This is a genomic window from Kitasatospora sp. NPDC050543 (assembly GCF_044457565.1).
In the GTDB taxonomy this organism is placed as follows: domain Bacteria; phylum Actinomycetota; class Actinomycetes; order Streptomycetales; family Streptomycetaceae; genus Kitasatospora.
Genome location: NZ_JBITGZ010000006.1, coordinates 264,747 through 290,384, shown reverse-complemented (window position 1 = coordinate 290,384; position 25,638 = coordinate 264,747). Strand labels below are relative to the sequence as shown.

Genomic DNA, 25,638 nt, shown 5'->3' with positions numbered 1-25,638 from the left:
GGCAGGCCCACCGCGTCACAGGGGGTGTGCCGCCGGGCCGAGGCCCTGACTTGCCTCGGTTCCGGCGGGCGAAGGGGGTTGCCGGGACGACTACGTCACCGGGACGGGAGACGACTGCACCGGTGCATCCGGGCGCAGCAGCGCCGCCCGCAGCCGGAGGGCCGCGGCGGGCGCGGACTCCTCGCCCGCACCCGCGCGCAGGTTCTCCAGCAGGTAGACGAGCCGTTTGGTGTCCTCGACCGAGACGGCCAGCATGAGGAGCAGCTCGGCGAGGGCGTGCTCGGCGTCCGGGTCGAGGTCTGCGGCCCGGACCCAGCCGCGCATGGCTTCGAGTCCGGACGCCGAGTAGGTGGCGTCGTTGAGGACGGTGCGCCAGAGCGCGGCCAGCGACTGCCGCAGGTGGGCGCCGGGAGTTCCGGCCGTGCTCTGCGCACGGGCGAAGAGATCGAGCAGGAGCGGGCGTCCGGTGCCGGGCGCGCCGTCCGTGGGGCCGCACGCGTGGATCACCGCGCGCAGGACGAACTCCCGCATCACGCCCCCGCGTGCCAGCGGCACCAGAGTGGGCCACAGGTCCGTCGCGCTGTCCGCGACGGTCTGCTCCCCCGCTTCGGGCCCGCCCTGGCCCGGCACGACGCCCCGCCCGCGGCTGGTGGCTCCGACCGTGTTCTGGCCGGTGGCGAGCAGCAACGTCGCCGCGGACTGGGCGAGTTCGTCGAGCTCCTGGGGCCACGCACCGGCCGGGCCGCCGCGTGACTCCAGCGCACGCACCGCCGTGACCAGCGCGGTGACGGCCTGACCCGGGAAGGTGTCCCCCACCAGCGCGTAGGTGCGGACGGCGGTCCAGCGCAGACGGTGATCGTCCGAGGTGCACCACCCCCGGAGGATCCCGGGAACGTGTGGCGTGTTCAGGTGGTGGGCGAGCGCGAGCGCGTTGGCGGCGGCCAGCCGGGCGCGGAACAGCCGGTCTGCGGCCCAGGGCTGGATGAGGAAGGCCATCGTCGAGGGGAGGTCCGTCCGGGCGAGGACGGCGGCTGTGGAGGCCGCCCGGGTCCGGACGAGCGGACGAGGGTCCTTCGCCATCCGTCGCAGCCATGCCACGAGTGCGGGGCGCGCCGACGGATGTCCGGTCCAGACCTCGCGGAGCAGGGTGATCGCGGTGAGGCGGTCACGGAACTGGATCTTGGTCTGGAGTACGGGGCCCCACTCGGTCTCCTCGGCCTCCTGGTACCGGTCTGCCTGGGCGTGCTCGACGCGCTGGGCGCTGGAAGTGCCGAAGACGGGGATACGAACGGGTTCATCGGGGTTCTCGATGCGTTGCAGAAGCCCGAACAGGACGTCACCCAGCTCGGTGGTGAGCGGGTACGGAGCCTCGTCCAGGGCGGCGAGCGCGATCAGGAACGCCTTGTCGTGCAGGGACTGTTCCATACCGTCGAACCACGCGCGCACCTGCCGTTCGGCGGCGTAGTCGCCGAACGCGGCAAGAGCGTCCAGCGGAAGTTCACCGCGGGCGTGCGCGGCGATCCGGTCGGCGAAGCGGGCCAGCTCGGCCACCGGGCGACGGTGCCCGAGCACCGACTGGATCACCGGCAGGGCGAGCAGTTCGTCGATCTCGCGTCCGCCCAGATCCTTGTGGAGCAGGTGACCGCGCAGGAGTTGACCGGGTTCGGGCGGCTGCCACGTCACGTGGCCGATGCCGCCGGGCACGACGGGATGCGGTCCGACCACGATGACGAGGTGGCCGTCGGTGGCGTGCAGCCTCTCGCTCAGGGCCCGCAGGTGGTGTTCGCGCAGCGGCCGTTCGGCGCTGGTGGCGAAGTCCGCGAGCAGGTGCCCGCACCGTCCCCGCAGTTCGCCGGCCAGGCGCCCCGGGGAGAGCCCGGGATCGAGCGCCCGGTAGGCGGTCGACCCCACGGCGCGCAGCAACATGAGAGCGGCGGCCCGGCGGCCGGTCGTCGCCGGGCCTGAGATGACGGCGACGCGCTGCTTCCTGAGGCGGCCGAGGGCGATGCCGAACGGGCTGTCGGACTGCCACGCGCCACCCGCCTCGCCCTCGTCGGTGGCTGAGCCCGGCCCCGACTGCTCGCCCTGCGCGGAGACGGGGTGGACGAAGTGCAGCGCGAGGGCCTCGATCTCTGCGGCGGGGATCTCGCCGGACCTCTCCTCACTGTCACCACCGAGGTGGTACTCGACCTTGCTGCCACCGAGGATGACGTCGCCGGTCACCTGGCCGCCGCTGACCCCGTGCTGGTCACCGCCCACGAGCGAGCCGCCCAGGTGCGCGGAACGGCCGAGCATGATGGCCGGGCTGTGCCGGTACAGGTCACGCCGGGAGTCCCAGGCATGTTCCGCGGGGGTGTCGGCCTCGGCGTCGTGGCCGGAAGTCTCGGCGCCCGCGGGGCCCGGCACGCCGGGGGACGCCGGCGCGGGCTCCGCCGATCCCTCGGGCTGCTGCACCGGGCCCGCTGCCGCCTCGTCGGCGGCGGGGCCCTGCTGTCCGTGGGGGACGTTCACGACGCGCTCCCGCCGTTCTCGGTACCGGTCTGCGGCCCGCCCTTGGCGACGGATCCGCCCAGGACGACGTCGCCGGTGACCTGGCCGCCGCTGACCCCGTGCTGGTCGCCGCCGACGAGGGAGCCGCGCACCACGGGCGCCCCCTGGAAGTGGAACACCGCTCCGGCGGGCCGCTCGTCCACCTGGGCACGGGGCGCAGCCGGGGCCTGCCGCGCGCCGTCCGCCTGCTCCTTGGACTCTCCCGGCCCCATGGGCCCTTCCGGCTCTCCGAGTTCCCTGGGCTCCCTGGGCCCGTTCGGCTCGGTACTGCCCGAGGGTTCGTTCGCGCGATGGAGCCATGCGGAGAGCACGCCGTCCTTGACCTTCACCTCGGTGGGCCGGAAGAGCTCCGGCCGCACCCCTCGGTGGCCGTGCCGCACCACACCTTCGTAGACCACCGTGCTCACCATCAGCGCGCACTGCTCGTCCGCCTGCTCGGTCAGGGCGGCGCGCAGCGCGTCGGAGTCGAGCAGGCGGCAGGCCTGGTTGAGATCGTGCCCGACGAGCCCGCCGGTGGTGCCGGCCTGAGGATCGTGGGCGATCTCGCCCGCGGCCAGGACCATGCGCAGCCTCATCTGCGCGCTGCGCGAGGCGAGCCGGTTGTGGTCGTGCAGCAGCTCGGGTGTGAGCGTGAGGAGCGAACGCAGGACCGCCGTCTTGGCGACGTCGCCACCGAGCAGCACGATCAGGCCGTCCCCGCGGTCCTCGCGGTACTGCTGGGTGGCCTCCACCCCGGCCGCCACCAGGGTCTGGTCGACGACGGTGTTCAGGGTCCGCCGAAGCACGGCCTGCACGACATCGTCACGGCGGCTGAACTGCTCGATGTCGAGGAGCAGGATGGTCCGGTTGACGGGCTCGCCCATGGCTGCCTTCCGCTGGAGACGTTGGGCCGACGCATGGCCCGACTGACAGTCAAAAGATCTCAGGGAGAGGGCGTTTGAGGCGACGGAAACTAGCACACTCGGAATGTGACCGTGTACACAGAACAAGCCTTCGAGCGCGGCGGAGTGCCGATCACCGGCCCCCTTGGCTCGCCATCCTCCGCAGCACGTCGGGCCTGATCACCACGAGACCCCGGCGCTCGGTGCGGACGATCCCCCGCTCCCGCAGCCCCTTCAGCAGCCGTGCGACCGCCTCCCTGGACGCGCCGACCGAGCCCGCCAGCTCACTCTGGGTGAGGCCCGGCGTCAGGTGCACGCCCTCCTGCGTCTCCTGCCCGTGACTGCGGATCAGCTCCAGCAGCAACAGGGCGAGCCGCTCCTGCACGTTCAGGGCGGCGTACTGGAGGCGTCGGCGATCGCTGTCGCGCATCCTGTCCGCGATCAGCGCGAGCAACTTCTTGGAGATCGCCGGGCGTTGATCGAGAAGCGCGCCGAACCGCTCCGCCTCGACGGCCAGCGCCTCCACCTGGCCCAGCGCCGTGACGGTCGCCGACCGGTGCCGGCCGCTGAGCGCCGCCCCCTCCCCGACGATGTCACCGGGCCCGCGCAGGGCGAGCAGCGCCTCGTAGCCGTTGGCCGCGGCCGAGGTCACCTTCGTCCAGCCGGAGAGCAGGATCAGGACGTGCGCCGACGGCTCGTGTTCGCGCAACAGCACCTGCCGTACCGGAAAGACGAGCCGGGATCCGGACGCGAGCAGCGCCTGCCGGTCCTCGGCCTCCAACCGGACCACGAACGGAACCCGATCCTCGAACTCCATCGACTGCCTCTCGTCTGCGCGTTCGACCCCGTCCGACCGGTGCACGGCGCGTTCCCTCGACGGCGCCCCATCCGGGTCGGGCGGCAGCACCGTCCCCGAACCGGGCGACGGGCCCGGATCAGCAGGCTACGGTGCGATCCGGCCTCGGGTGGCACACACCGGCAGTACTGAGCAGCCGTCAGGGCCGGTGTCCCGGCGGACACCGGCCCTGACGGGCGGTAGGTGGGATGGTGCGGGCGGGGTGGTGCGGGCGGGCTCGCACCGCCTCTGCGGCGGCCGGATCAGCCCACCAGGGCGGCGAGTTCGCCGCGAGCCGCGACGCCGAGCTTCGGGTACGCCTTGTAGAGGTGGTGGCCGACCGTGCGCGGGCTGAGGAAGAGCTGCGCGGCGATGTCCCGGTTGGACAGGCCCTGGGCGGCGAGCCGGACGATCTGCAGCTCCTGCGGGGTCAGGCCGGCCAGCGGACCGGCCACGGGCTCGGCGGGGGCGACGGTGCCGGTGGCGGTGAGTTCCGTGCGGGCCCGGTCCGACCACGGGTGCGCGCCGACCAGGTCGAAGGCCTCCAGGGCGGCCCGCAGCCGGGGGCGGGCGTCGGTACGTCGGCGCTCGCGGCGCAGCCACTCGCCGTAGAGCAGGGCGGTTCTGGCCTGCTCGAAGGGCCGGTTGGCCGCCTGGTGGAGCTTCAGGGCGGCCAGGTAGGTGGGCTCGGCGAGTTCGTCCGGGCTCAGCAGGGCTTGGCAGCGCAGGCGCAGGGCCTCCGCCCAGGGCAGCGCGGTGGCGGCCGACCAGCGGGCGAAGCGTTCGTACGGCTCGGCGGCGCGCTCCGGCGCACCCAGCCGGACGGCGGCCTCCACCAGGTCGGGGACGGCCCGGGTGGCGGAGACGTGGTGGCGGTAGCGGCCGGTGGTGAGCTGCTGGAGGCGGTCGGCGGCGCCGGCCGCCCGGCCCTGACCGAGATCGAGCATGCCGAGCGCCCACTGCGCCCACGGCTCGCCCGGGGCGGCGGCGCTGCCGCCGCCCGCCAGTGCGGCACCGGCCAGGGCGGTGCACTCCTCGGCGGAGCCGGAGAGCGCCGCCAGGTAGGCCAGCAGCGCCCTGAGCTGGCTCACCCACTGGCGCTGCCCGGTGTCCTCGGCGAGGGCCAGCGCCTCGCTGGCGGTGACCTCGGCGTCGCGGTGCCGGCCGTGGAACAGCTCGGCCTCCGCCAGGAAGAACTGGAGGGTGGGCAGCACGCCGACGGTGCCCTTGGCACGCGCCTCGGCGACCAGGTCGGTGGCGAGTTCGTACGTCTCGTCGTCCCGGCCGAGGATCAGCGTGGCGCCGCAGACCTGGACGAGGTCGCTCGGGACGGCGGCGCCGGCCCGGCGGGCGGCGGCCTCGGTGTCCCGGGCGGCGGGCAGCGGCGGGGCCGGGCGGCCCAGCAGCGGGAGGGTGCCGGCCAGCAGGTGGCGGGCGAGCGGCGCGGTGGGGTCGCCGTCCGGCAGCGGCAGCGCCGCCAGCCGGTCGAGGACGGCCGCGACCGGCTCCTCGCCGACGTACCAGGCGGCGTGGAAGGCCTGGAAGAGCATCCGGGCGGCGTGCCGGCTCTCGATGCCGGGGGTGGCCGCGGCGTCGAGCAGCAGCCGGTACGCGGCGGGGTAGGCGCCGCGCCAGAAGTGCGCGGTGGCCCGGACATGGTCGAGCAGGGCGCGCGCGAAGGGGTCGTCGGTACGGGCGGCGGCACGGTCCGCGAGCGCCTCCGCCTGCTCCAACTTGCCTTCCTCGGTGGCGGCTTCGGCGGCGAGCACCAGGCGCCGGGTGCCGCCGTCCCGGTCGGGGGTGAGCCGGGCGGCACGCTCGTACGCGGCCGCCGCGCCGCCGTGACCGCCGCGGGCCTCGGCCCGTACGGCGGCGCGTTCCAGCGCGTCGGCGAGCTCGGCGTCGGGGGTGGTGGCGGCGAGAGCGAGGTGCCAGGTGCGGCGGTCGTCGTCGTCGAGCGCCTCGCCGATGGTCCGATGGGCCGTCAGGCGCTGCTGGAGCGGGGCGCGCTGGAGGATCGCGGCACGCAGCAGGGGGTGCCGGAAGGTCAGCGTCCGGTCGGCGGAGATGTGGACCAGGCCGAGCTCCTCGGCCGGGGCCAGGTGTTCGGGCAGCGCGCCGAGGGCGGCGGCGGCGCGCAGGACGACCGCCAGGTCGCCGGTCTCCTCGGCGGCGGCGATCAGCAGCAGCGTCTGGGTGGCGGCGGGCAGCCGGGTCACCTGGCCGTGGAAGGCGAGTTGCAGCCGGCTGGTGAGTGGGAGTCCACCGGGGGCGGCGACGTCCTGGTGTCCCTGGCTGCCGGCCCCCGCCGCCATGGCCACCGGCCCGGCTGATCCGGCTCGCGAGGCGGCGGGGGTGGCCGAGGCGGGCGGGGCGGCCTCGGCGGCCAGTGCGGCAGGGAGTTCGGTCAGGGCGAGCGGGTTGCCGCCCGCCTCGGCGAGGACGCGCCGCCCGACGGCCGACAGGGCCGGCACCGGCCCGGGCGCTTCGGCGCCTGCCGCCCCCTCGTCCGGGGCGGTGGTCGGCGCGGCGCCCAGCGCGGGATGCTGCCGCGCGGCCAGCAGGGCCGCGGCGGCCTCGTCCGCCAGCCCGGTCAGCCGCAGCTCCGGCAGCCCGGCCGACGGGAGGGATCCCTCGCCGTCCCGGGCGGCCAGCAGCAGCGCGATGCCCTCCACGCGGAGCCGGCGGGCGGCCAGCAGCAGCGCCTCGGCGGACGAACGGTCGAGCCACTGGGCGTCGTCGACCAGGCACAACAGGGGCTGATCGGAGGCGAGTTCGGCGAGCAGCCCGAGGGTGGCCAGGCCGGTGAGCAGCCGATCCCCGGGCCGGGCCGCGCCCGCGGCCGCGCCCACACCGTCCGCGCCGTCCACACCGTCCGCGCCGTCCGCGCCGTCCGCGAGGCCGAACGCGCCCTCCAGGGCCCGCCGTTGCGGCCCCGGAAGGGCCGACAGCCGGTCCAGACCGGGCGCCAGCAGCAGGTTGAGTCCGGCGAAGGGCAGCTCGGCCTCGTACTCCACGCCCGTGGCCCGGATCACCCGGAAGCCGGCCCCGGCCCCCGCGGTGGCGGCGTGCTCCAGCAGCGCGGTCTTGCCGATCCCGGGCTCGCCGCGCAGCACCAGGACCCCGCTGCCACCCCCGCGCACCTCGTCCAGCAACCGGCCGATGACGTCCTGCTCGTGTTCCCGCCCGTACAGCATGGCCCGACCCTACCGACCCCAATACCGGTACGCCCCACCGGCATTACCCATGCGTGACCGATTCGCCCGGCACGCTTCCTCCGTACCTTTTTGACCAGCGGGAACGGCCCGCAGAACCGGATGAAGGAGCACATCATGGCTGACCTCCAGCAGCTCGCCGAGCGCTACATCGCCACCTGGAACGAGACCGAGCCGGCCGCCCGGCGCAAGCTGATCGACGAGCTGTGGAGCGAGGGCGGCAGCTACACCGACCCGCTGATGGAGGTCACCGGCCCGGCCGCCATCGACGCCGCGATCGGCGCCGCGCAGGCGCAGTTCCCGGGGCTGGTCTTCACCCTCGGCGCGGTGGACTCGCACCACAACCTGGCCCGGTTCACCTGGGATCTCGGACCGGCCGGGGCCGAGGCCCTGATCGTGGGGTTCGACGTGCTGGTCGCCGACGCGGACGGCCGGATCGGCTCGGTGCTCGGCTTCCTGGACAAGGTCCCCGCGGCCTGAACGAGCCCGTCGCCCGACCACACCATCGGCGGGGGCGGGCCCGACCGGCCCGCCCCCCGCCCACCACTGACCCGAGGAGCAACCACGATGGCCACCACCCTGCCGGCCAGCACCACCACCGCCACGACCGCCCCCGCCGCGCCCGCCACCGGGGAACCCTCCGCCCTGGGCCTGCTGCTGGTGGTCCTGGCCGCCACCTTCATGACCGCGCTCGACTTCTTCATCGTCAACGTCGCCATACCCTCCGTCCAACTGGACCTGAGAGCGGGCCCCACCGCCGTCCAATGGGTGATCGCCGGCTTCGGACTCGCCCTCGCCGGCGGCCTGATCACCGCCGGCCGGCTCGGCGACCGGTACGGGCGGCGCCGGGTCTTCGGCCTCGGCCTCGCTCTGTTCACGCTCGCCTCGGCCGGCTGCGGCCTCGCCCCGACCGCCGCCGCGCTGATCGGCGCCCGGGCCCTCCAGGGCCTGTCCGCGGCGCTGATGGGCCCGCAGGTGCTGGCCATGCTGCGCACCTCCTTCTCCGGTGCGGCCCAGGCGAGGGCGTTCTCGCTGTACGGGCTGACGATGGGCGTCGGGGCGGTGTTCGGCCAGCTGATCGGCGGCCTGCTGATCCGGGCGGACCTCTTCGGACTCGACTGGCGCAGCTGCTTCCTGATCAACCTTCCGGTCGGCCTCGGCGCGCTGGCGGTGCTGCGCCGCTCGGTCCCCGAGTCCAGGGCCCCGCAGCGCCCGGGCCTCGACCTCACCGGCGTCCTGCTGGTCACCGCCGCGCTGGTCGCCCTGGTCCTTCCGCTGATCCAGGGCCGCGACCAGGGCTGGCCGCTCTGGACCTGGCTCTGCCTGGCGGGCTCCGCGGCGCTGCTCGCCGGGTTCGGGGTGCACCAGCACCGGCACAGCGCCCACCCGCTGGTGGACACCCGGCTGTTCCGCGAGCGCGCGTTCAGTGCCGGGATCCTCGCGCAGCTGGCCTTCTGGCTCGGCCAGGCCTCGTTCTTCCTGGTCCTCGCGCTCTACCTCCAGCAGGGGCGCGGCCTGGACGCGCTCGGTGCCGGGCTGGTCTTCGTCAGCATCGGCGCCGGCTACCTGCTCACCTCCACCAGCGCGCACCGGTTCGCCGCCAGGCTCGGCCGCCAGGTGGTCGCGGTCGGCGGGCTGCTGATGGCGGCCGGCCTGGGCCTGCTCGGCCTGACCGCGTACGGGCTGGGCGGCACGGGCAGCGTCTGGTGGCTGGCGCCCGGGCTGTTCGTGGACGGTCTCGGGATGGGTCTGGTGATCGCCCCGTCGACGACCATCGTGCTGGCCGGGGTCAGCCCGCAGCTGGTGGGCTCGGCGGCCGGGGTCCTGGCGACGGTCCAGCAGGTCGGCGGGGCGCTGGGGATCGCGCTGATCGGCATCGTCTTCTACGGCGCCGCCGACTACCCGCAGGCGTTCGAGGTGAGCGTGGCGGCGCTGGCCGTCCTGGAGCTCGTCATGGTCGCCCTCGTCCAGCTCCTCCCCCGCCGGGACGGACACCCGGTCACCTGACCGTCCGGGCCCGCGCCCCCACCCACCCTCGATCGGCGGGCTCGGCGGCGGCGGCTGCCGGGCCCACCGCCGTCCACCGCCGGCCGCCGCCCGGCCGCCCCCGTCCCACCACGGGCGGCCCGCTTGCCTCAGCGGCGACCGGGCGGGCAGGGTGTCCGGATGAGCGACGAGAAGAGCGCCGTCCCGGCGTGGGAGCAGCGGTTCAGGGCGGCACGGGTATCGCTGCCGGACTGGGCCGAGGACGCCCCCGACCGGGCCCTGTACGTGTCGAACGCCACCGGGACGTACGAGGTGTACGCCTGGGACCGCGCCACCGACGCCCACCGCCGGGTGACGGACCGGCCGAACGGCACCACCGACGCCGAGTTGTCCCCCGACGGCGAGTGGATCTGGTGGTTCGACGACAACGACGGCGACGAGTTCGGGATCTGGCGCCGCCAGCCCTTCGCGGGCGGGCCGGACGAGGAGGCCGTGCCCGGCCTGGCCGCCTCCTACTCGGCCGGCCTGGCGCTCGGCCGCGACGGCACCGTGGTGGTCGGCCGCTCCACCGACGAGGACGGCACCACCCTGCACCTGCGCCGCCCCGGCGCGGCCGGTCCGCAGGAGATCTACCGGCACGAGGAGTACGGCGGCGTCGGCGACCTCTCCTGCGACAGCACGCTGCTCGGCATCGACCACACCGAGCACGGTGACGCGATGCACGCGGCGATCCGGGTCGTACGCCTCGCCGACGGCGCGACCGTCGCCGAGCTGGACGAGGTGACCGGCCGCAGCGAACCGCGCGGTGTGGCCTGCCTCGGCTTCGCCCCCGTCGACGGTGACACCCGGATGCTGGTGGCCCATCAGCGCCGGGGCCGCTGGGAGCCGATGCTCTGGGACGTCGTCACCGGCGCCGAGACCGAACTGCTGCTGCGCGACGAGGACGGGCACGCCCTGCCCGGCGACGTCTCCGCGCAGTGGCGGCCGGGCGCGACCGCCCTGCTGGTGGAGCACGAGTTCGAGGCGCGCAGCGAGCTGTTCTCGTACGACCTGGAGAAGGGGCTGCTGGTCCGCCTGGAGACCCCGCGCGGCACGGTCGGCGGCGCCACCGCCCGTCCGGACGGCACGGTGGAGTTCCTCTGGTCCTCCGCCGCCGAGCCGTCCGCCGTCCGCTCCACCTCCGGCGCCGTGGTGCTGCGGGCGCCCGGACCGGTGCCGCCCGGCTCGGTGCCGGTCGAGGACGTCTGGGTGGAGGGGCCCGGCGGGCGCGTGCACGCCCTGGTCCAGCGCCCGGCGGGCCCCGGCCCGTACCCGACGGTCTTCGAGATCCACGGCGGCCCGACACACCACGACAGCGACTCCTTCGCCGCCGGCCCGGCCGCCTGGCTGGACCACGGCTTCGCCGTCGTCCGGGTCAACTACCGCGGCTCGACCGGCTACGGCCAGGCCTGGACGGACGCGCTGAGCGAGCGGGTCGGCCTGATCGAGCTGGAGGACATCGGCGCGGTGCGGGCCTGGGCGGTGGAGAGCGGCCTCGCCGACCCGGCCCGGCTGGTGCTGTCCGGCGGCTCCTGGGGCGGCTACCTGACGCTGCTCGGCCTCGGCGTGCAGCCGGACGACTGGACGCTCGGCGTGGCCGCCGTCCCCGTCGCCGACTACCTCACGGCGTACGCCGACGAGATGGAGGCGCTGAAGTCGCTGGACCGCACGTTCTTCGGCGGCACCCCGGAGGAGGTGCCGGAGCGCTGGGCCGCCTCCTCCCCGCTGACGTACGTCGAACGGGTGCAGGCACCGGTCTACATCAGTGCCGGGGTCAACGACCCGCGCTGCCCGATCCGGCAGATCGAGAACTACGTCGAGCGGCTGGAGCAGCTGGACAAGCCGCACGAGGTCTACCGGTACGACGCGGGCCACGGCTCGCTGGTGATGGAGGAGCGGATCAAGCAGCTGCGGCTGGAGATCGACTTCGCGCTGCGGCACCTGCCGGGTCAGCGGGGCGCCCGATGATCAGACGCACCACACTGACGGCCGCCGCGGTGGCGACGGTGCTGCTCGCGCTCGCGAGCTGCTCGGGGCAGGACAGCGACGACTGCTACGACCCGGCCCCGACGTCCGCCCCGCCCACACCCGCCACGACCACCACCAGGGCCGCCGGTGCCGGCACCGCCACTACCGCTCCCGCCGGGACTGCCGGGACCGCCACCCGGGCGATGACGCGCACCGGCGGTGGCACCGGGCTGGTGGACGCCGCGCTGCTGGCCAAGAGCTCCAAGAGCTCCAAGAGCGCCAAGGGCGGCAAGGGATCCAAGGGGTCCTCGGACGGCGGCTCCTCCGGGGGCAGTTCCTCGGGGGGCAGCAACAGCAACAATCACCACCACAGCCCCGGCACCGGTACGTCGACCCGCAGCTGCGGCCGGCCGGCCACCACCCCCGCGTCGGCCCCGCCGACCGTCACACCGCCGGCCGTCACACCGCCGGCCGTCACTCCGCCGGCTGCGACGCAGCCCGCCCCGCCCAAGCCGGCCACGCCGAAGCGCTGACCGGGCGGACGCTCACGGGAGCGGCTACTCCAGGACCGGGTCCAGTCCCAGGGCCCGGTCCTGCTCCGCCTCCGCCTCCCGGCGCACCAGGCGGAACCACATGAAGACCACGAAGCCCCCGAAGACGAACCACTCCAGGGTGTAACCGAGGTTCTGGAACGCCCGCAGGCTGAGCCCGTCCCCGCCCTGCGGCTGCACGGTCGGCACGGCCGTCAGACCAGTCGGCACGCCGTCGGCCGCCACCCACCCGTCGTACCAGCCGTCGTACGGCAGCATGTTGACGAGCGTCGCGCGGCTGATCGTGCCCAGCTGACCGGCCGGCAGCCCGCCCGCCACCGCACCGCCGCTGCCACTGCTCTCGCCGGCCTGGAGCCGTCCGGTGACGGCCACCTCACCCGTCGGCGGCGCGGGCACCTCGGCCGGCGCCCCCGGGGCCCAGCCCCGGACGACGGCGACGGTACGGCCGTCGGCGGTCCGCAGCGGGGTCAGCACGTAGAAGCCGCGCCGGCCTTCCAGCACCCGGTCGGGGACGATCAGCTGGTGGGCCGCGTCGAAGCTGCCGGTCACGGAGACCGCCTTGCCGACGGTGGTGGTGCCGACCGCGGGCGCTGCGCCGGTGAGCACCTCACCCAGCGGCGCGGCCGGGCCGGGGTCACCGGCCGAGGCGCTGACCGCACGATGGGAGGAGACCCGGTCCTCGAAGCGTCCGAGCTGCCAGGAGCCCAGCCAGAGGCACACCGCGACGGCCACCAGGGCCAGCACGGTGCCGCTCAGCCAGCGCGGAGTCAGGAGGAACCGGTACACACCCCCCACGGTAACCACCCACCCGGCGCGGCCCGACCACAGGGGTCCGCCCTGCCACCGCCCGGTGCCGACTCCGCCGGCACCGGAAGTCGGCCGGGACGGCTTCCCACTTGGGCCCGCTCCGGCCCGCTCCCGTGCCGCCCACGCGGGGGCGCTCCGGGGGGCTCTCGGTGGTCGCGCGATGCGCAGCCGGTCAGCCCGTGGCCGGTGGGGCGGCCGGGTGGGTCGGGTCCGGCTGCGGGGCGGTGCGGTAGACGGTGCCCGAGCAGGCGCCGGTGAGGACGGCCGTGGCGGTGGGCCCGCCGGGGGCCGCGGTGTGGGTGAGGGTGACGGACGGCTGCGACTGGCTGCTCGGACCAGGCGTACCGGCGCTGGGGCTCGGCGAGGTCAACGCGGCCGGTCCCGGCGAGCCGGTGGCACCCTCGCCGCCACTGCCCGTCGCCGCGCTCGGCGGAGCCTCGGGGGCGGCCTCCCCCGCCCTCGGCGCGGCCGAGGCGCGGGTCGACGGGCCCGGCCCGGCCGTCCCGGACCCGGACGGCCCCGTCGACGCCGACGGCGAGGCCGAGGCCGGGGAGGTCACCGGGGGGCTCTGGCACGAGCCGCCGTCCGGCAGCCAGCCGAACTGCACCCGGTACCCGCCCTGCGGCGGCAGTACCAGCACACTCTCGGCCGTCCCCAGGCCCGAGGCCGTCCCCGCGGCGGTGGCCCTGGCCGGGTCGGGCAGCCCGACCGCCGGGTCACCCGCCGTGTGGTCGACGATCCTGACCCGGTCGCGGGCCGCCGTCCCGGTGGTCGCGCTGACCAGCACCGCCCCGGGCCCGCCCAGGGCGCAGCTGCGCCCGGAGACGTTGATCACACTGAAGTACCCGTACACCGCGCCCTGCCCGTCCGCCGCGCCCACGTACGCCGAGCCCTGGCCCAGGTCGTTGCTGTCGCAGCGCGGTACGGGTCCGGCCGCCGTACCGGTCACGGAGTCGGGTGCGGTGCTGCCCGCGGTGACGCCGCCGCCGGCGGTGGAGGCGCTGCCGCTGGCGGCGCTCGGGGTCCGCGGGGTCGGGGCGGTCTCCGGGCCCGGGCTCGCGGCCGTGCCCGAGGCGTCGGCGCCGGTACCGCTCGGCCGGGGTGAGGCGGGCCGGCCCTGGCTCGTGCCGCCGGTCACCGCCGAGACGGCGGACTGCTCGCCGGGCGCCCCGCCCGCCGTGCCGACGGACCCCGGCCGGCCGGAGAGCCCGAGGTGGTCGCCGTCGTGCAGGACGGGAAGCACGGCCGGGAGCAGCCCGACCGTGGCCAGCGCCGCCGCGGCGGCGCCCGTCCAGGCACCCCGGCGTACGGCCCGCCGGCGCGGCACCGACCGGCGGATGTGGGCGAGCGCCGCCGGATCGGGCTGGACGTCCGCGACGGCCCGCCGCATCAGCTCCCGCACCACCCACTCCTCGGACGAGAGCAGCTCGTCCCCTGGCTCCCCCGGCTCCCCCGGTGCGCCGGACCTCCCCGGCGTCCCTTCCCCGGGCCGGCTCCGGGCCCCCTGATCCTCGGTCATCCCCCGGCCTCCATCTGCACCCGCAGCGCGGCGAGACCGCGTGAACCGTAGGCCTTCACCGAGCCGAGGGAGATCCCCAGGGTCTCGGCGACCTGTACCTCCGTCATGTCCACGTAGTAGCGCAGCACCAACACCTCCCGCTGACGGCGTTGCAGCCCCTTGAGCGCGGCCTTCAACTGGTCGCGCTCCAGCGCATCGTAGGCGCCCTCTTCTGCACTGGCCATGTCAGGCATCGGCTTCGGCAGCAGCCGCAGGCCCAGGATCCGCCGCCGCAGCGTGGAGCGGGAGAGGTTGACGACGGTCTGGCGCAGGTAGGCGAGGGTCTTCTCCGGCTCCCGTACCCGGCGCCTGGCCGCGTGCACCCGGATGAACGCCTCCTGGACGACGTCCTCACAGGTGGAGAGGTCGTCCAGGAGCAGCGCGGCCAGCCGCAGCAGGGAGCGGTAGTGCGCCTGGTAGGTCTCGGTGAGCAGGTCCTCGCTGGTACCCGCGACACTCGCTGGGGCCGCCGTCATCGTGCTCTCTACCGGCCTATCCGCCGGCCACAGGGCGTGCGGGGACAGCGTCACCACGGCCGTAGCCCCGATGCCCGCCCCTGCCCCCACCACGTTCGCCACGCCCGTTGGACACTCGATCCCCTGTCATGGTTGCCCCAAGCCCGCGGGACATTCTCCTGCATACGCCGAATCCCCCTCCAGGGGCTGGAGGGGGATTCTGACAGTCCGTCTCAAAAGAGGTCCAAAACCTCTCCTTGTTACACGTCTCCTACTCGTACGCCAGTTCGGCCGCCACGACCTCGGCGACCTGGGCGGTGTTGAGTGCCGCGCCCTTGCGCAGGTTGTCCCCGCAGAGGAAGAGGTCCAGTGCCGTCGGGTCGTCCAGCGACCGCCGGATCCGCCCGACCCAGGTCGGGTCGGTGCCGACCGCGTCGTTCGGGGTCGGGAACTCGCCCGCCGCCGGGTCGTCGTACAGGACGACGCCGGGGGCCTCACGCAGGATCTCCTGGGCGTGCAGCTGGGTGACCTCACGCTCGAAGACCGCGTGCACGGCCAGCGAGTGCGTACGGATCACCGGGATCCGTACGCAGGTGGCGGACACCTTCAGGCTCGGCAGACCGAGGATCTTGCGCGACTCGTTGCGCACCTTCAGCTCCTCGGAGGACCAGCCGCCCTCCCCGAGCGAGCCGGCCCACGGCACCGCGTTCAGCGCCAGCGGCGCCGGGAACGGCCCGTTGTCCGCGATCACCGCGCGCAGGTCGCCGGTCTGCTCGCCGACCTCGCCGCCCGCGACCAGCTTGACCTGCTCGCGCAGGCTGTCGATACCGGCCTGGCCGGCTCCGGAGGCCGCCTGGTAGGAGGCCACCACCAGCTCGGTGAGCCCGTACTCGGCGTGCAGCGCGCCGACCACCGCGATCATCGAGAGGGTGGTGCAGTTCGGGCCGGCGATGATGCCGCGCGGACGCAGCCGGGCCGCCGCCGCGTTCACCTCGGGGACGACCAGCGGGACGTCCTCGTCCATCCGGAACGCGCCGGAGTTGTCGACCACGACGACGCTCTTGGCCGCCGCGATCGGCGCCCACTGGGCGGAGACCTCGTCCGGGACGTCGAACAGGGCGATGTCGATCCCGTCGAACGCCTCCTCGCGGAGCGCGACGACCTCGACCTCCTCCCCGCGCACGGTCAGCCGGCGGCCGGCCGAGCGGGGGGAGGCGATGAGGCGGATCTCGCCCCAGATGTCCGCGCGGGCGGACAGGATGCCGAGCAGCACGCCGCCGACGGCGCCGGTGGCGCCGACGACGGCGAGGTTCGGCCTCCGGCTCACCTGCCGGTCCCTCCGTAGACGACCGCCTCGTCCGTCTCACTGTCCAGCCCGAAGGCGGTGTGGACGGCGCGAACGGCCTCGTTGACGTCGTCGGCGCGGGTGACCACCGAGATGCGGATCTCCGAGGTGGAGATCAGCTCGATGTTGACGCCGGCCTCGGAGAGCGCCTCGAAGAAGGTCGCGGTGACCCCCGGGTTGGAGCGCATACCGGCTCCGACCAGGGAGATCTTGCCGATCGCGTCGTCGTAGCGCAGCGACTCGTAGCCGATGCCGTCCTTGACCCGGCCGAGCGCGTCGATGGCCTTCTGGCCTTCGGTCTTCGGCAGGGTGAAGGAGATGTCGGTCAGACCGGTGGACGCGGCGGAGACGTTCTGCACCACCATGTCGATGTTGACCTCGGCGTCCGCGATGGCGCGGAAGATGCGGGCCGCCTCGCCCGGCTTGTCCGGCACGCCGACGACCGTCACCTTGGCCTCGGACGTGTCGTGGGCGACTCCGGAGATGATGGCCTGCTCCATCTCGCCCCCTTCGGGCATGTGCGGATTGTCGTTGCTCACCAGTGTCCCCGGGAGACCCGAGAAGGACGAGCGTACGTGGATCGGGATGTTGTAACGCCGCGCGTACTCGACACACCGGTCGAGCAGCACCTTGGAACCGGACGAGGCCAGCTCCAGCATGTCCTCGTACGCGATCCAGTCGATCTTGCGGGCCTTCTTCACCACGCGCGGGTCGGCGGTGAACACGCCGTCCACGTCGGTGTAGATCTCGCAGACCTCGGCCTTCAGCGCGGCGGCGAGCGCCACGGCCGTGGTGTCGGAGCCGCCGCGGCCCAGCGTGGTGATGTCCTTGCTGGTCAGCGAGACGCCCTGGAAGCCGGCCACGATCGCGATGTTGCCCTCGTCGAGGGCGGTGCGGATCCGGCCCGGCGTCACGTCGATGATGCGGGCCTTGTTGTGAACCGAGTCGGTGATGACTCCGGCCTGGCTGCCGGTGAACGACTGCGCCTCGTGGCCCAGGGATTTGATCGCCATGGCCAGCAGTGCCATGGAGATCCGCTCTCCAGCGGTCAGCAGCATGTCGAACTCGCGGCCGGCAGGGATCGGGGACACCTGCTCCGCGAGTTCGATGAGCTCGTCCGTCGTGTCGCCCATCGCGGAGACCACGACGACGACCTCATGGCCGGCCTTCTTGGTGTCCACGATGCGACGGGCCACGCGCTTGATGCCCTCGGCATCCGCAACGGATGAGCCGCCGTACTTCTGCACGACAAGGCCCACGTGCGCTCCTCGACTTGTGTCGGTTTCGGGGGCCCTCGGAGGACGCGGGTGGCGCCTCACGGCCCCCAGACCCCCGGGGAACGGGGGTTCTGCGGTCGGCGTCAGTCTACCGAGCAGGGGCGGCCCACCCGCCGCATTCCGTATGGTGAGACACCTGTTTCAGCAGGTGGGCCATGCAGGACGGGCCGGACCGGCAGGTCTACGGAGGATCCGGGGCGGGCTCGCAGAATCGCCGGGGAGCCGGCGGCGGAATCCGGAATTCTTTGCCGCAGCAGCGCCGGACCCTCCCGCCGAGGCGTTCGTCACACTCCGCGCGGCCCCGTCGGCCGCGGGGCCCGGTCCGGCGTGCCGTCCGGCCCGTGGGGACCCATCGTACCCATCGGACCCGTCCTGCTCGTCCGGCTCGTCCGATCCGGCTAGAGGCCCAGTTCGGCGGCCATCAGGTCGCCCGCCTGCTTCTCCAGCTGCTCGTCCGTCAGCCCGTCGTCGTCCGTGTCCGCGCCGTCCGGCACCGCGCCGATCGGGCTGTCCAGGCGGACGTGCGCGATCAGCGACTGCAGCGCGCGCAGCACCGCCGAGCAGGTCGAGCCCCAGTTCGACAGGTAGGAGAACTGCCACCACCACAGCGCCTCGCTGATCCGGCCCTCGCGGTAGTGGGTCAGCCCGTGCTGGAGTTCACTGACCACGCCGGCCAGGTCGTCCGAGATCCGGAAGGCGTTCGGCTTCTCCGGCGGCCCGTACGGGTCGAAGACCTCGTGGTAGACGTCGATCGGCGCCAGCAGCTCGGCGAGCCGCTCGCGCAGCTCCACCCCGTCCGGCTCCGGCCCGGTGTCGGGCTCGAACCGGTCGTCGGGGAGGACGTCCTCGATCGCGCCGAGCCTGCCGCCGGCCAGCAGCAGCTGCGAGACCTCCAGGAGCAGCAGCGAGACGGCACTGCCCGGTTCGTCGCCCTTGGCGACCTCGGTGACGGCGAGGACGAAGCTCTCCACCGAGTCCGCGATCTGCACCGCGAAGTCGTCCGGCTCCGAGCCGTGCGCGTGGGTTTGCGGCGGGTGCGCCTGGTGTGGCGGGTGCGTCTGGTGCGTCCGGTCAGACATCGAGCAGTCGTCTCCCTTCGAAGGCCCGGCCGAGGGTGACCTCGTCCGCGTACTCCAGGTCCCCGCCGACGGGCAGTCCGCTCGCCAGCCGGGTCACCCTCAGACCCATCGGCTTGCAGAGCCGGGCCAGGTAGGTGGCGGTCGCCTCCCCCTCCAGGTTGGGGTCGGTGGCCAGGATCAGCTCGGTGACCGTACCGTCGGCGAGCCGCGCCAGCAGCTCGCGGATCCGCAGGTCGTCCGGTCCGACACCCTCGATCGGGCTGATCGCGCCGCCCAGGACGTGGTAGCGGCCGCGGAACTCCCGGGTGCGCTCGATCGCCACGACGTCCTTGGGCTCCTCGACCACGCAGATCACCGCGAGGTCGCGCCGCGGGTCCAGACAGACCCGGCACTGCTCGGACTCCGCGACATTGCCGCAGACCGCGCAGAAGCGGACCTTGTCCTTGACCTCCAGCAACGCGTGCGCCAGGCGGCGGACGTCGGTCGGGTCGGCCTGCAGGACGTGGAAGGCGATCCGCTGCGCGCTCTTGGGCCCGACGCCGGGCAGCCTGCCCAGTTCGTCGATCAGGTCCTGAACCACGCCCTCGTACAACGTCGCGCCTTCCCTCGTGGGTGCCGTGCTTGGTACTCCGGTGCCATCATCCAACGAATCGGGCGCCGGACACACCGTCCGACGCCCGACTCACTCACAAATCACACATCGTCCCCGCCGTCGCGGGACAATGCACCACCACCGGACCGGCCGGCGGCCGGACCGCCGACCGGAACGGGCGGCGCGCGGCTGACCGAGCCGGCCGCGACCGCTCAACCGGTCAGAACGGCAGACCGGGGATGCCGCCACCGCCCAGGCCCTGGGTCAGCGGGCCCATCCGCTCGGCCTGGATCTTCTGGGCCGCCTGGTTGGCGTCCCGGACGGCCGCCAGGATCAGGTCGGCCAGCGTCTCGGTGTCCTCCGGGTCCACAGCGGCGGGCGCGATGGTCAGCGCCACCAGCTCGCCGGCGCCGGTCACCGTCGCCTCGACCAGGCCGCCGCCCGCCGAACCACTCACCTTCGCCTCGGCCAGCTCCTGCTGGGCCCGGGCGAGTTCCTCCTGCATCTTCTGCGCCTGCTTGAGCAGCTGCTGCATATTGGGCTGGCCACCACCGGGGAACACGGCTCACTCCTGCCTGGGTACGGACTTGGAACACGCCACCGGCACGGAACCCGTACGGCGACGTACGTCACCTTGAGCCTACGTGCTGCACAGCACCCCCGGAGGGGCACTTGCCACGAGACCGGGTGGCCGCACCGCCGGCCGCAGCTCGACCGGTGCCCGCTAACCGCCGGTGTGGTGGATCTCCTCCAGCACCGTCGCGCCCAGCTCGCGGATGATCAGCTCCTGGCCCGAGAAGGCGTCCTCCTTGAGCTCGGGGTCGTCGTCCTCCGGAACGTCGTCCTCCGGTGCCACCGCCGGTGCCGACGGCGACGGTGCCGACGGCCCGGACGGCTGCGGCGGCCGCGCGGCGTGCGGCGGGGCCATCGACGGCGCCGCCTGGACGGGCGCGGACTGCGTGGGCGCCGAGGCCGCCTGCGGGGTGAAGCCGCCCGACGGGGCCGCCTGCACCTGGGGCTGCGCCATCGGCGAGGGACGGGAGGCCTGCGGAGCCCCACCCCAGCCGCCACCACCGCCACTTGGGGGCGGCGGCGCGCCACCACCACCCGACGGATCGACGATGCACTCGATCCGCCAGTCCACCCCCAGCGCGTCGGCCAGCGCCTGCTTCAGCACGTCGTCGCTGTTGCTGCTGACGAAGCTGTCCCGGGCGCCCGCGTTGATGAACGAGACCTGCAACACACTGCCGTCGAAGCCGGCGACCTGTCCGTTCTGGCTGAGCAGGATCCAGGTGAACCGGCGGCGGTTCTTCACCGCCTCCAGAATCTGCGGCCACATCTGCCTGACCTGGCCCGCGCCCTGCTGCGCGGCGGCGGACGGCTGGTTGCCGGCCGGCGGTTGCGCCACCGGCGGGGCCTGGACCGGCGCGGGCGCCTGAACCGGTGCCTGCACCGGCGCGGGCGCGGCCACGGACGCGGGCGCCTGCTCGGCGGCGGGCGCCGCCGGGAAGCTGCGCGGGATCGGCCAGGCCCCGGGCGCGGGCCCGGCAGGCGCCGCCTGAACCGGCGCCGGCACGGGTGCTTGAACCGGTGCCTGCACCGGCGCGGGCACGGGCACGGGCATCGCGGGCGCGGCCACCGGCGCCGGCCCGGGTGCCACCCCCATCGGCGCCTGCCCGGCCGGCGGGCCCGCCGGGGCCGCGAAGCCACCGGCCGCCGCCCGGCGCTCCAGCTTGTCCAGCCGCGCCTGAAGCGACAGCTCGTCGCTGTACGCGCCGGGCAGCATCACCCGTGCGCAGATCAGCTCCAGCTGCAGACGCGGTGCCGCGTTCCCTCGCATCTCGGTCAACCCGGTGTTGACGATGTCGGCGGCCCGGCTCAGCTCGGCCGCTCCGAAGGCGTCCGCCTGGGCCTGCATGATGGCGACCCGGTCGGCCGGGGCGTCGATCAGACCCTTCTCCCCGGCGTCCGGCACCGTCGCCAGGATCACCAGGTCCCGCAGGCGCTCCAGCAGGTCCGTCACGAAGCGGCGCGGGTCGTGCCCACCCTCGACCACCCGGTCGATGACCTGGAACACCGTCGCCCCGTCCTGTGCGGCGAAGGCGTCCACCACCTCGTCGAGCAGCGCCGAGTCGGTGTAACCGAGCAGCGCCGTGGCCATCCCGTACGTGACGCCGGCCTCGTCCGCCCCGGCGAGCAGCTGGTCCATCACGGACATCGAGTCACGCACCGAGCCCGCGCCGGCCCGGACGACCAGCGGGAACACCGAGTCCTCGACCCGGATCCCCTCCCGCCCGCACACCTCGGCGAGGTAGTCCCGCAGCGTGCCGGGCGGCACCAGCCGGAACGGGTAGTGGTGGGTACGGGAGCGGATCGTCCCGATCACCTTCTCCGGCTCCGTGGTCGCGAAGATGAACTTGAGGTGCTCCGGCGGCTCCTCCACCACCTTCAGCAGCGCGTTGAAGCCGGCCGAGGTCACCATGTGCGCCTCGTCCAGGATGAAGATCTTGTACCGGCTGTGCACCGGCGCGAAGAACGCCCGCTCGCGCAGCTCACGCGCGTCGTCCACACCACCGTGCGAGGCGGCGTCGATCTCGATCACGTCGATCGAACCGGGACCGCCGGTCGCCAGGTCCCGGCAGGACTGGCACTCCCCGCAGGGCGTGGGCGTCGGGCCCTGCTCACAGTTGAGACAGCGGGCCAGGATCCGCGCACTCGTCGTCTTGCCGCAGCCGCGCGGGCCGCTGAAGAGGTAGGCGTGGTTGACCCTGTTGTTGCGCAGGGCCTGCTGGAGCGGAGCGGTCACGTGCTCCTGCCCGATGACCTCTGCGAAAGTCTCGGGGCGATAGCGGCGGTACAGGGCTAGGGACACACCCCCGACGATATCGGGACGCACGGACAAACGCGGCGCCCCGCAGACCCCGCCTCCGCCGCAGGCACGCCCCCGGGCACAAGCTCGGCCACAAACCCGGGCACACCTCGCGGCGCGGCCCGGGAACGCTCCGGGAACGCGAAGACCCCTCGTGCACCCGCCAGAGCCCTCCTACCCTTGCTGCCTTCCGGCCCTGGGGGGGTTCAGAGAGATAACGCCACACGAGGGGCTGACCCCAGAGTAGCGGATCCCGGCCGTGCCTCCTACCGCCACCCCGCCTCGACGATCCGCAGGCGACCGTTCGCCACCACCTGCGGATAGCTGGTCGCGAGCACCCCTAAACATGTACTAAGCTCTCCCACGGAGGATTCGCCTAGTGGCCTAGGGCGCACGCTTGGAAAGCGTGTTGGGGGCAACCCCTCACGAGTTCGAATCTCGTATCCTCCGCCTCCGCCCGCCAGGGCAAACGAGGGCCCCGACCGCTCAGCGGTCGGGGCCCTCGTCGTTGTGTGGTTGCAGTTTTGCAGGCGAGCATCCCGATGGGCAGGATCACGACGGGGCCGACCACCGATTCGTCTGACTTCTCGGACCCGTCGCGGCCCGCGCGCGGGCGCGTGAAGAGAGTGAGCACGACTGGGCCAGGACGACGAAGAGAGCCGCGGTCAGCGCGAGCGGCCACGGCATCGACAGTCCGCTCAGCGTGCCGACCAGGGCGAAGACCCCGACCGAGGCGGCGCCGGCGCCGGTCAGCATCGTGCCGGCCCCACGGCTCGGGCGGGCCGGGCAGATCGCGTCGTGCCGGCGTCGCCCGCTTGACGGCGGCCAGCCGGTACCGTTGACCGTGCCGTCGGCGATGAGCATCACATGGCGGGCTTGATGTCGCGATGCACGAGGCCGGCGAGGTGGGCCACAGCGAGGGCGTCGCAGATCTGCGCGGCCCAGGCGAGTAGTCACCGAGGTCCGGTACGCCGTCGCTGATCAGGCGATCCGGGCTCCGGCCATCAAGGAGTTCCATCACGAGGTAAGCGACCGGGCGGCCCTCCAGATCAGCCCGGCCGACGTCGTGGACGGTGACGATGTCGCGGCTGTGCGCACACATGAGGCCGATGGGCCCGACGTCACGTCGGGCCCATCGGTCGTTCTGCTTCACGGAACGCCCTCGGCGGGGTTCAGCGGCACAGGGCGGTGTCCACGGCGCGTTCGAGATTCCTCCGGCCCGCCTCGTCGGTGAGCTGCATGGTGACCGCGACGTCGACGGCGCGGCCGTCGTCGGTGGCGCCGCCCCGGGTCTCGTACCCAGGGAAGCTTCCGCCGTGGCCCCAGGAGAGGCCGCCGCACGGCAGCGGCCGGCTGACGAGTCCAAGTCCGTAGCGGGCGCCGGGGCCGAAGGTCGCTTCGGCGGGGACGGTGGAGCGCATCTGGGCGAGCTGGGCCGAGGGCAGGAGGCGGCCGGCCAGGAGTGCACTGAAGAAGCGGTTGAGGTCGGAGCCGGTGGAGACCATCTGGCCTGCCGCCCAGCCCCAGGAGGGGTCGATCTCCGTGATGTCGCGCAGCGGCGCGTCCGCCGCTTCCCGGTAGTAGCCGTGGGGGTGGGGCTCCCGGATGCTCGCGTCACCGGGAGCGGGGAAGTAGGTGTGGCGCAGCCCGGCGGGTCGGACGACGCGCCGGTCGATCTCCTCGCCCAGGGGACGGCCGGTGACCTTCTGGATGAGCAGGCCGGCGAGCACGTAGTTGGTGTTGCTGTACTTCCAACTCGTCCCGGGGGCGAAGTCGGCCGGGTGCCGGAGGGCTGTGGCGAGCAGTTCGCGGGGGGCGTAGTACCGGACGTCGTCCCCGAGGTAGTCGCTGTAGTTGGGGAGTCCGCTGGTCTGCTGGAGGAGCTGGCGGACGGTGATGCGGCGCCCGTCGATCCCCTCCCCGCGGACGAGGCCGGGCAGGTAGGTGTCGACGGAGGCGTCCAGGTCCACCCTCCGCTCCGCGACGAGCTGGAGGACGACGACCGCGACGAAGGTCTTGGTGTTGCTGCCGATCCGCACCTGCCCGTCGACGGGTACCGGTGCGCCGGTGGCCAGGTCTCCGACTCCTGCGGCGTAGGTCCGGGTGCGGCCGTTCCGGTCCTGGACGCTCGCCAGCGCGGCGGGCATCCCGTCGTCGCGCACCAGCGCGTTCAGGCTCCGCTGGACGGAATCCTGCCTGGCGGCGGAGGCCTGGGGCGCCGACAGGACGCCCGGCGTCATAACGCCGATGGTCAGCACGGCTGCGGCCGACAGGGCCCGTCGCCGCCGTAGTCCTCGCCGTGTCTGTCCACGCATGAGTCAACTCCCGGGGAATTGCTGGATCTTCGTTCGGGTCGCCCGGGCCCGGCGAGCCGGGCCCGGGCGGGTGGCGTGCCTCAGCCGCACAGGGCCCTGTCCACGGCGTCCTTTACGTGCTGCGTGGCCGCCTCGTCCGTCGGGATGGTGGTGACCGCGACGTTGGCGGCGCGGCCGTCGTCGGTGACACCGCCCCGGGTCTCGTACCCCGCGATGTCGCCGCCGTGGCCCCAGTAGACGCCGCCGCACGACAGCGGCCTGCTGGTGAGCCCCAGCCCGTAGCGGAGGCCTGAGGTCCCGGCGGGGACGGTCGTGCGCATCTCGGCGAGCTGGTCCGCCGGGAGGAGGTGGCCGGCGAGGAGCGCGGTGAAGAAGCGGTTGAGGTCGGAGTTGGTGGAGATCAACTGGCCTGCGGCCCAGCCTGCGGAGGGGTCCATCTCCGTGAAGTCGCGCAGCGGTCCGTCCGCCGGGTTGCGGTGGTAGCCCTGGGGGTGCGGCTCTCGGATGGTCATCTCGCCGGGGGCGGGGAAGTAGGTGTGGCGCAGCCCGATGCGCTTAATGATGCGCCGGTCCATCTCCTCGGCGAGGGGGCGGCCGGTGACCTTCTGGACGATCAGGCCGGCCAGGACGTAGTTGGTGTTGCTGTACCCCCACGTCGTCCCCGGAGCCGCGTCGGCCTTGTACCGGAGGGCGATGTCGAGCAGCTCGCGGGGCTCGAAGTACCGGTTCCTGATCTCGTCGTCGTCGACGTGGATGCCGTACTCGGGGAGTCCGCTGGTGTGCTGGAGGAGCTGGCGGACGGTGATGCGGCGCCCGTCGATCCCCTCTCCGCGGACGAGGCCGGGCAGGTAGGTGTCGACGGTGGCGTCGAGGCCGATCTTCCCTTCGCCGACCAGTTGCAGAACCACGACCGCCGTGAACGCCTTGGTGTTGCTGCCGATCCGTACCTGGCCGTCCCTGGGCACCTTCGAGCCGGTGGTCAGGTCGCCGACTCCTGCGGTGTAGGTGCTGGTGCGGCCGTTCCGGTCCTGGACGCTCGCCAGGGCGGCGGGCATCCCGTCATCGCGAACCAGCGTGTTCAGGGCCTGCTGGACGGCATCCGGCCTGGCGGCTGCAGCAGCGGAGGCGGCTGCGGAATCGGAGGCGGAGGCGGCGGGCGGGGCGAGGGCGCCCAGCGTCATGACGCCGATGGCCACCGCGGCGGCGGCCGACACGGCTCGTCGCCGCCTGCCGCCCTGCTGCCGGGTCGAGGAACGAAGGCCCTGCCGGATCTGAGCACGCATCAGTCAACTCCTGGGGAATCGTTTGGTCGGGGC

20 protein-coding genes, 1 tRNA gene and 1 other RNA gene are annotated in these 25,638 nt (G+C 73.8%); 5 read left to right on the top strand and 17 right to left on the bottom strand.

Going from position 1 to position 25,638, the window contains the following annotated elements; all coding sequences use genetic code 11:
* Positions 1 to 90: 90 nt before the first annotated feature.
* From ACIBH3_RS10635 to ACIBH3_RS10620, 4 genes are all read right to left on the bottom strand, one after another.
* Positions 91 to 2,511, bottom strand: coding sequence for a hypothetical protein (locus ACIBH3_RS10635; protein WP_396311552.1), 2,421 nt, complete (start codon positions 2,509 to 2,511; stop codon positions 91 to 93).
* Positions 2,508 to 3,413 (bottom strand): hypothetical protein, encoded by a 906-nt coding sequence (locus ACIBH3_RS10630; RefSeq protein ID WP_396311551.1) that lies wholly within the window; start codon positions 3,411 to 3,413, stop codon positions 2,508 to 2,510. The genes ACIBH3_RS10635 and ACIBH3_RS10630 overlap by 4 nt, the downstream gene beginning before the upstream one ends.
* Positions 3,414 to 3,564: 151 nt before the next feature.
* Entirely contained in the window at positions 3,565 to 4,248 is a 684-nt protein-coding gene (locus tag ACIBH3_RS10625) for a Crp/Fnr family transcriptional regulator (RefSeq protein ID WP_396311550.1), read from the bottom strand.
* A gap of 281 nt (positions 4,249 to 4,529) precedes the next feature.
* The gene (locus ACIBH3_RS10620; RefSeq protein ID WP_396311549.1) at positions 4,530 to 7,463 is read right to left on the bottom strand and encodes an AAA family ATPase; all 2,934 of its coding nucleotides are present in this window, start codon (positions 7,461 to 7,463) and stop codon (positions 4,530 to 4,532) included.
* A gap of 135 nt (positions 7,464 to 7,598) precedes the next feature.
* Here ACIBH3_RS10620 and ACIBH3_RS10615 point away from each other — a divergent pair, with 135 nt between their 5' ends.
* The 4 genes from ACIBH3_RS10615 (at position 7,599) to ACIBH3_RS10600 (ending at position 12,007) form a co-directional block, all read left to right on the top strand.
* The gene (locus ACIBH3_RS10615; protein WP_396311548.1) at positions 7,599 to 7,961 is read left to right on the top strand and encodes a nuclear transport factor 2 family protein; all 363 of its coding nucleotides are present in this window, start codon (positions 7,599 to 7,601) and stop codon (positions 7,959 to 7,961) included.
* An 87-nt stretch (positions 7,962 to 8,048) separates the two neighbouring features.
* Entirely contained in the window at positions 8,049 to 9,488 is a 1,440-nt protein-coding gene (locus ACIBH3_RS10610; protein ID WP_396311547.1) for an MFS transporter, read from the top strand.
* Positions 9,489 to 9,647: 159 nt separating this feature from the next.
* On the top strand, positions 9,648 to 11,474 hold the full coding sequence (locus tag ACIBH3_RS10605) for a S9 family peptidase (RefSeq protein ID WP_396311546.1): 1,827 nt from the start codon (positions 9,648 to 9,650) through the stop codon (positions 11,472 to 11,474).
* Complete coding sequence (locus tag ACIBH3_RS10600; protein ID WP_396311545.1) at positions 11,471 to 12,007, top strand: hypothetical protein; 537 nt, start codon at positions 11,471 to 11,473, stop codon at positions 12,005 to 12,007. The genes ACIBH3_RS10605 and ACIBH3_RS10600 overlap by 4 nt, the downstream gene beginning before the upstream one ends.
* A 24-nt stretch (positions 12,008 to 12,031) precedes the next feature.
* Here the strand turns inward: ACIBH3_RS10600 and ACIBH3_RS10595 are convergent, their stop codons facing one another.
* The 10 genes from ACIBH3_RS10595 to ffs form a co-directional block, all read right to left on the bottom strand.
* Positions 12,032 to 12,811: an SURF1 family protein gene (locus ACIBH3_RS10595; protein WP_396311544.1), complete on the bottom strand. Its 780-nt coding sequence runs from the start codon at positions 12,809 to 12,811 to the stop codon at positions 12,032 to 12,034.
* A gap of 193 nt (positions 12,812 to 13,004) precedes the next feature.
* Positions 13,005 to 14,351, bottom strand: a complete 1,347-nt coding sequence (locus tag ACIBH3_RS10590; RefSeq protein WP_396311543.1) for a hypothetical protein — start codon at positions 14,349 to 14,351, stop codon at positions 13,005 to 13,007.
* Positions 14,348 to 14,866 (bottom strand): SigE family RNA polymerase sigma factor, encoded by a 519-nt coding sequence (locus tag ACIBH3_RS10585; protein WP_396311542.1) that lies wholly within the window; start codon positions 14,864 to 14,866, stop codon positions 14,348 to 14,350. Before ACIBH3_RS10585 ends, ACIBH3_RS10590 begins: the two co-directional genes overlap by 4 nt.
* Before the next feature lie 250 nt (positions 14,867 to 15,116).
* Positions 15,117 to 16,172, bottom strand: coding sequence for an aspartate-semialdehyde dehydrogenase (locus tag ACIBH3_RS10580; RefSeq protein WP_396311541.1), 1,056 nt, complete (start codon positions 16,170 to 16,172; stop codon positions 15,117 to 15,119).
* Positions 16,169 to 17,449: an aspartate kinase gene (locus ACIBH3_RS10575; RefSeq protein WP_396311540.1), complete on the bottom strand. Its 1,281-nt coding sequence runs from the start codon at positions 17,447 to 17,449 to the stop codon at positions 16,169 to 16,171. The genes ACIBH3_RS10580 and ACIBH3_RS10575 overlap by 4 nt, the downstream gene beginning before the upstream one ends.
* 416 nt (positions 17,450 to 17,865) lie before the next feature.
* Positions 17,866 to 18,546 (bottom strand): DUF5063 domain-containing protein, encoded by a 681-nt coding sequence (locus tag ACIBH3_RS10570; protein WP_396311539.1) that lies wholly within the window; start codon positions 18,544 to 18,546, stop codon positions 17,866 to 17,868.
* The gene (recR, locus tag ACIBH3_RS10565; protein ID WP_396311538.1) at positions 18,539 to 19,138 is read right to left on the bottom strand and encodes a recombination mediator RecR; all 600 of its coding nucleotides are present in this window, start codon (positions 19,136 to 19,138) and stop codon (positions 18,539 to 18,541) included. The genes ACIBH3_RS10570 and recR overlap by 8 nt, the downstream gene beginning before the upstream one ends.
* A 220-nt stretch (positions 19,139 to 19,358) precedes the next feature.
* On the bottom strand, positions 19,359 to 19,700 hold the full coding sequence (locus ACIBH3_RS10560) for a YbaB/EbfC family nucleoid-associated protein (protein ID WP_191288969.1): 342 nt from the start codon (positions 19,698 to 19,700) through the stop codon (positions 19,359 to 19,361).
* A 162-nt stretch (positions 19,701 to 19,862) separates the two neighbouring features.
* Entirely contained in the window at positions 19,863 to 22,010 is a 2,148-nt protein-coding gene (locus ACIBH3_RS10555; RefSeq protein ID WP_396311537.1) for a DNA polymerase III subunit gamma and tau, read from the bottom strand.
* Between the two features lie 137 nt (positions 22,011 to 22,147).
* Positions 22,148 to 22,244: signal recognition particle sRNA small type (ffs, locus tag ACIBH3_RS10550), an RNA gene on the bottom strand.
* A 128-nt stretch (positions 22,245 to 22,372) separates the two neighbouring features.
* Here ffs and ACIBH3_RS10545 point away from each other — a divergent pair.
* Positions 22,373 to 22,457 (top strand) — tRNA-Ser (locus ACIBH3_RS10545).
* Positions 22,458 to 22,559: 102 nt separating this feature from the next.
* On the opposite strand, the gene ACIBH3_RS10540 is transcribed toward ACIBH3_RS10545, so the two are convergent.
* From ACIBH3_RS10540 to ACIBH3_RS10530, 3 genes are all read right to left on the bottom strand, one after another.
* Complete coding sequence (locus tag ACIBH3_RS10540) at positions 22,560 to 22,871, bottom strand: hypothetical protein (protein WP_396311536.1); 312 nt, start codon at positions 22,869 to 22,871, stop codon at positions 22,560 to 22,562.
* 308 nt (positions 22,872 to 23,179) lie between these two features.
* Positions 23,180 to 24,322, bottom strand: a complete 1,143-nt coding sequence (locus ACIBH3_RS10535) for a serine hydrolase domain-containing protein (RefSeq protein ID WP_396311535.1) — start codon at positions 24,320 to 24,322, stop codon at positions 23,180 to 23,182.
* Between the two features lie 80 nt (positions 24,323 to 24,402).
* Positions 24,403 to 25,605 carry a serine hydrolase domain-containing protein gene (locus ACIBH3_RS10530; RefSeq protein WP_396311534.1) on the bottom strand — a complete coding sequence of 401 codons (1,203 nt, stop codon included), beginning with the start codon at positions 25,603 to 25,605 and terminating at the stop codon, positions 24,403 to 24,405.
* Positions 25,606 to 25,638 lie beyond the last annotated feature (33 nt).

Bases quoted from the DNA above. Each gene is read 5' to 3' on its own strand.
- ACIBH3_RS10630 (WP_396311551.1), bottom strand. From the start codon at position 3,413: ATGGGCGAGCCCGTCAACCGGACCATCCTGCTCCTCGACATCGAGCAG.
- ACIBH3_RS10625 (WP_396311550.1), bottom strand. From the start codon at position 4,248: ATGGAGTTCGAGGATCGGGTTCCGTTCGTGGTCCGGTTGGAGGCCGAG.
- ACIBH3_RS10620 (WP_396311549.1), bottom strand. From the start codon at position 7,463: ATGCTGTACGGGCGGGAACACGAGCAGGACGTCATCGGCCGGTTGCTG.
- ACIBH3_RS10615 (WP_396311548.1), top strand. From the start codon at position 7,599: ATGGCTGACCTCCAGCAGCTCGCCGAGCGCTACATCGCCACCTGGAAC.
- ACIBH3_RS10610 (WP_396311547.1), top strand. From the start codon at position 8,049: ATGGCCACCACCCTGCCGGCCAGCACCACCACCGCCACGACCGCCCCC.
- ACIBH3_RS10605 (WP_396311546.1), top strand. From the start codon at position 9,648: ATGAGCGACGAGAAGAGCGCCGTCCCGGCGTGGGAGCAGCGGTTCAGG.
- ACIBH3_RS10600 (WP_396311545.1), top strand. From the start codon at position 11,471: ATGATCAGACGCACCACACTGACGGCCGCCGCGGTGGCGACGGTGCTG.
- ACIBH3_RS10590 (WP_396311543.1), bottom strand. From the start codon at position 14,351: ATGACCGAGGATCAGGGGGCCCGGAGCCGGCCCGGGGAAGGGACGCCG.
- ACIBH3_RS10585 (WP_396311542.1), bottom strand. From the start codon at position 14,866: ATGACGGCGGCCCCAGCGAGTGTCGCGGGTACCAGCGAGGACCTGCTC.
- ACIBH3_RS10570 (WP_396311539.1), bottom strand. From the start codon at position 18,546: ATGTCTGACCGGACGCACCAGACGCACCCGCCACACCAGGCGCACCCG.
- ACIBH3_RS10540 (WP_396311536.1), bottom strand. From the start codon at position 22,871: ATGCTCATCGCCGACGGCACGGTCAACGGTACCGGCTGGCCGCCGTCA.
- ACIBH3_RS10535 (WP_396311535.1), bottom strand. From the start codon at position 24,322: ATGCGTGGACAGACACGGCGAGGACTACGGCGGCGACGGGCCCTGTCG.
- ACIBH3_RS10530 (WP_396311534.1), bottom strand. From the start codon at position 25,605: ATGCGTGCTCAGATCCGGCAGGGCCTTCGTTCCTCGACCCGGCAGCAG.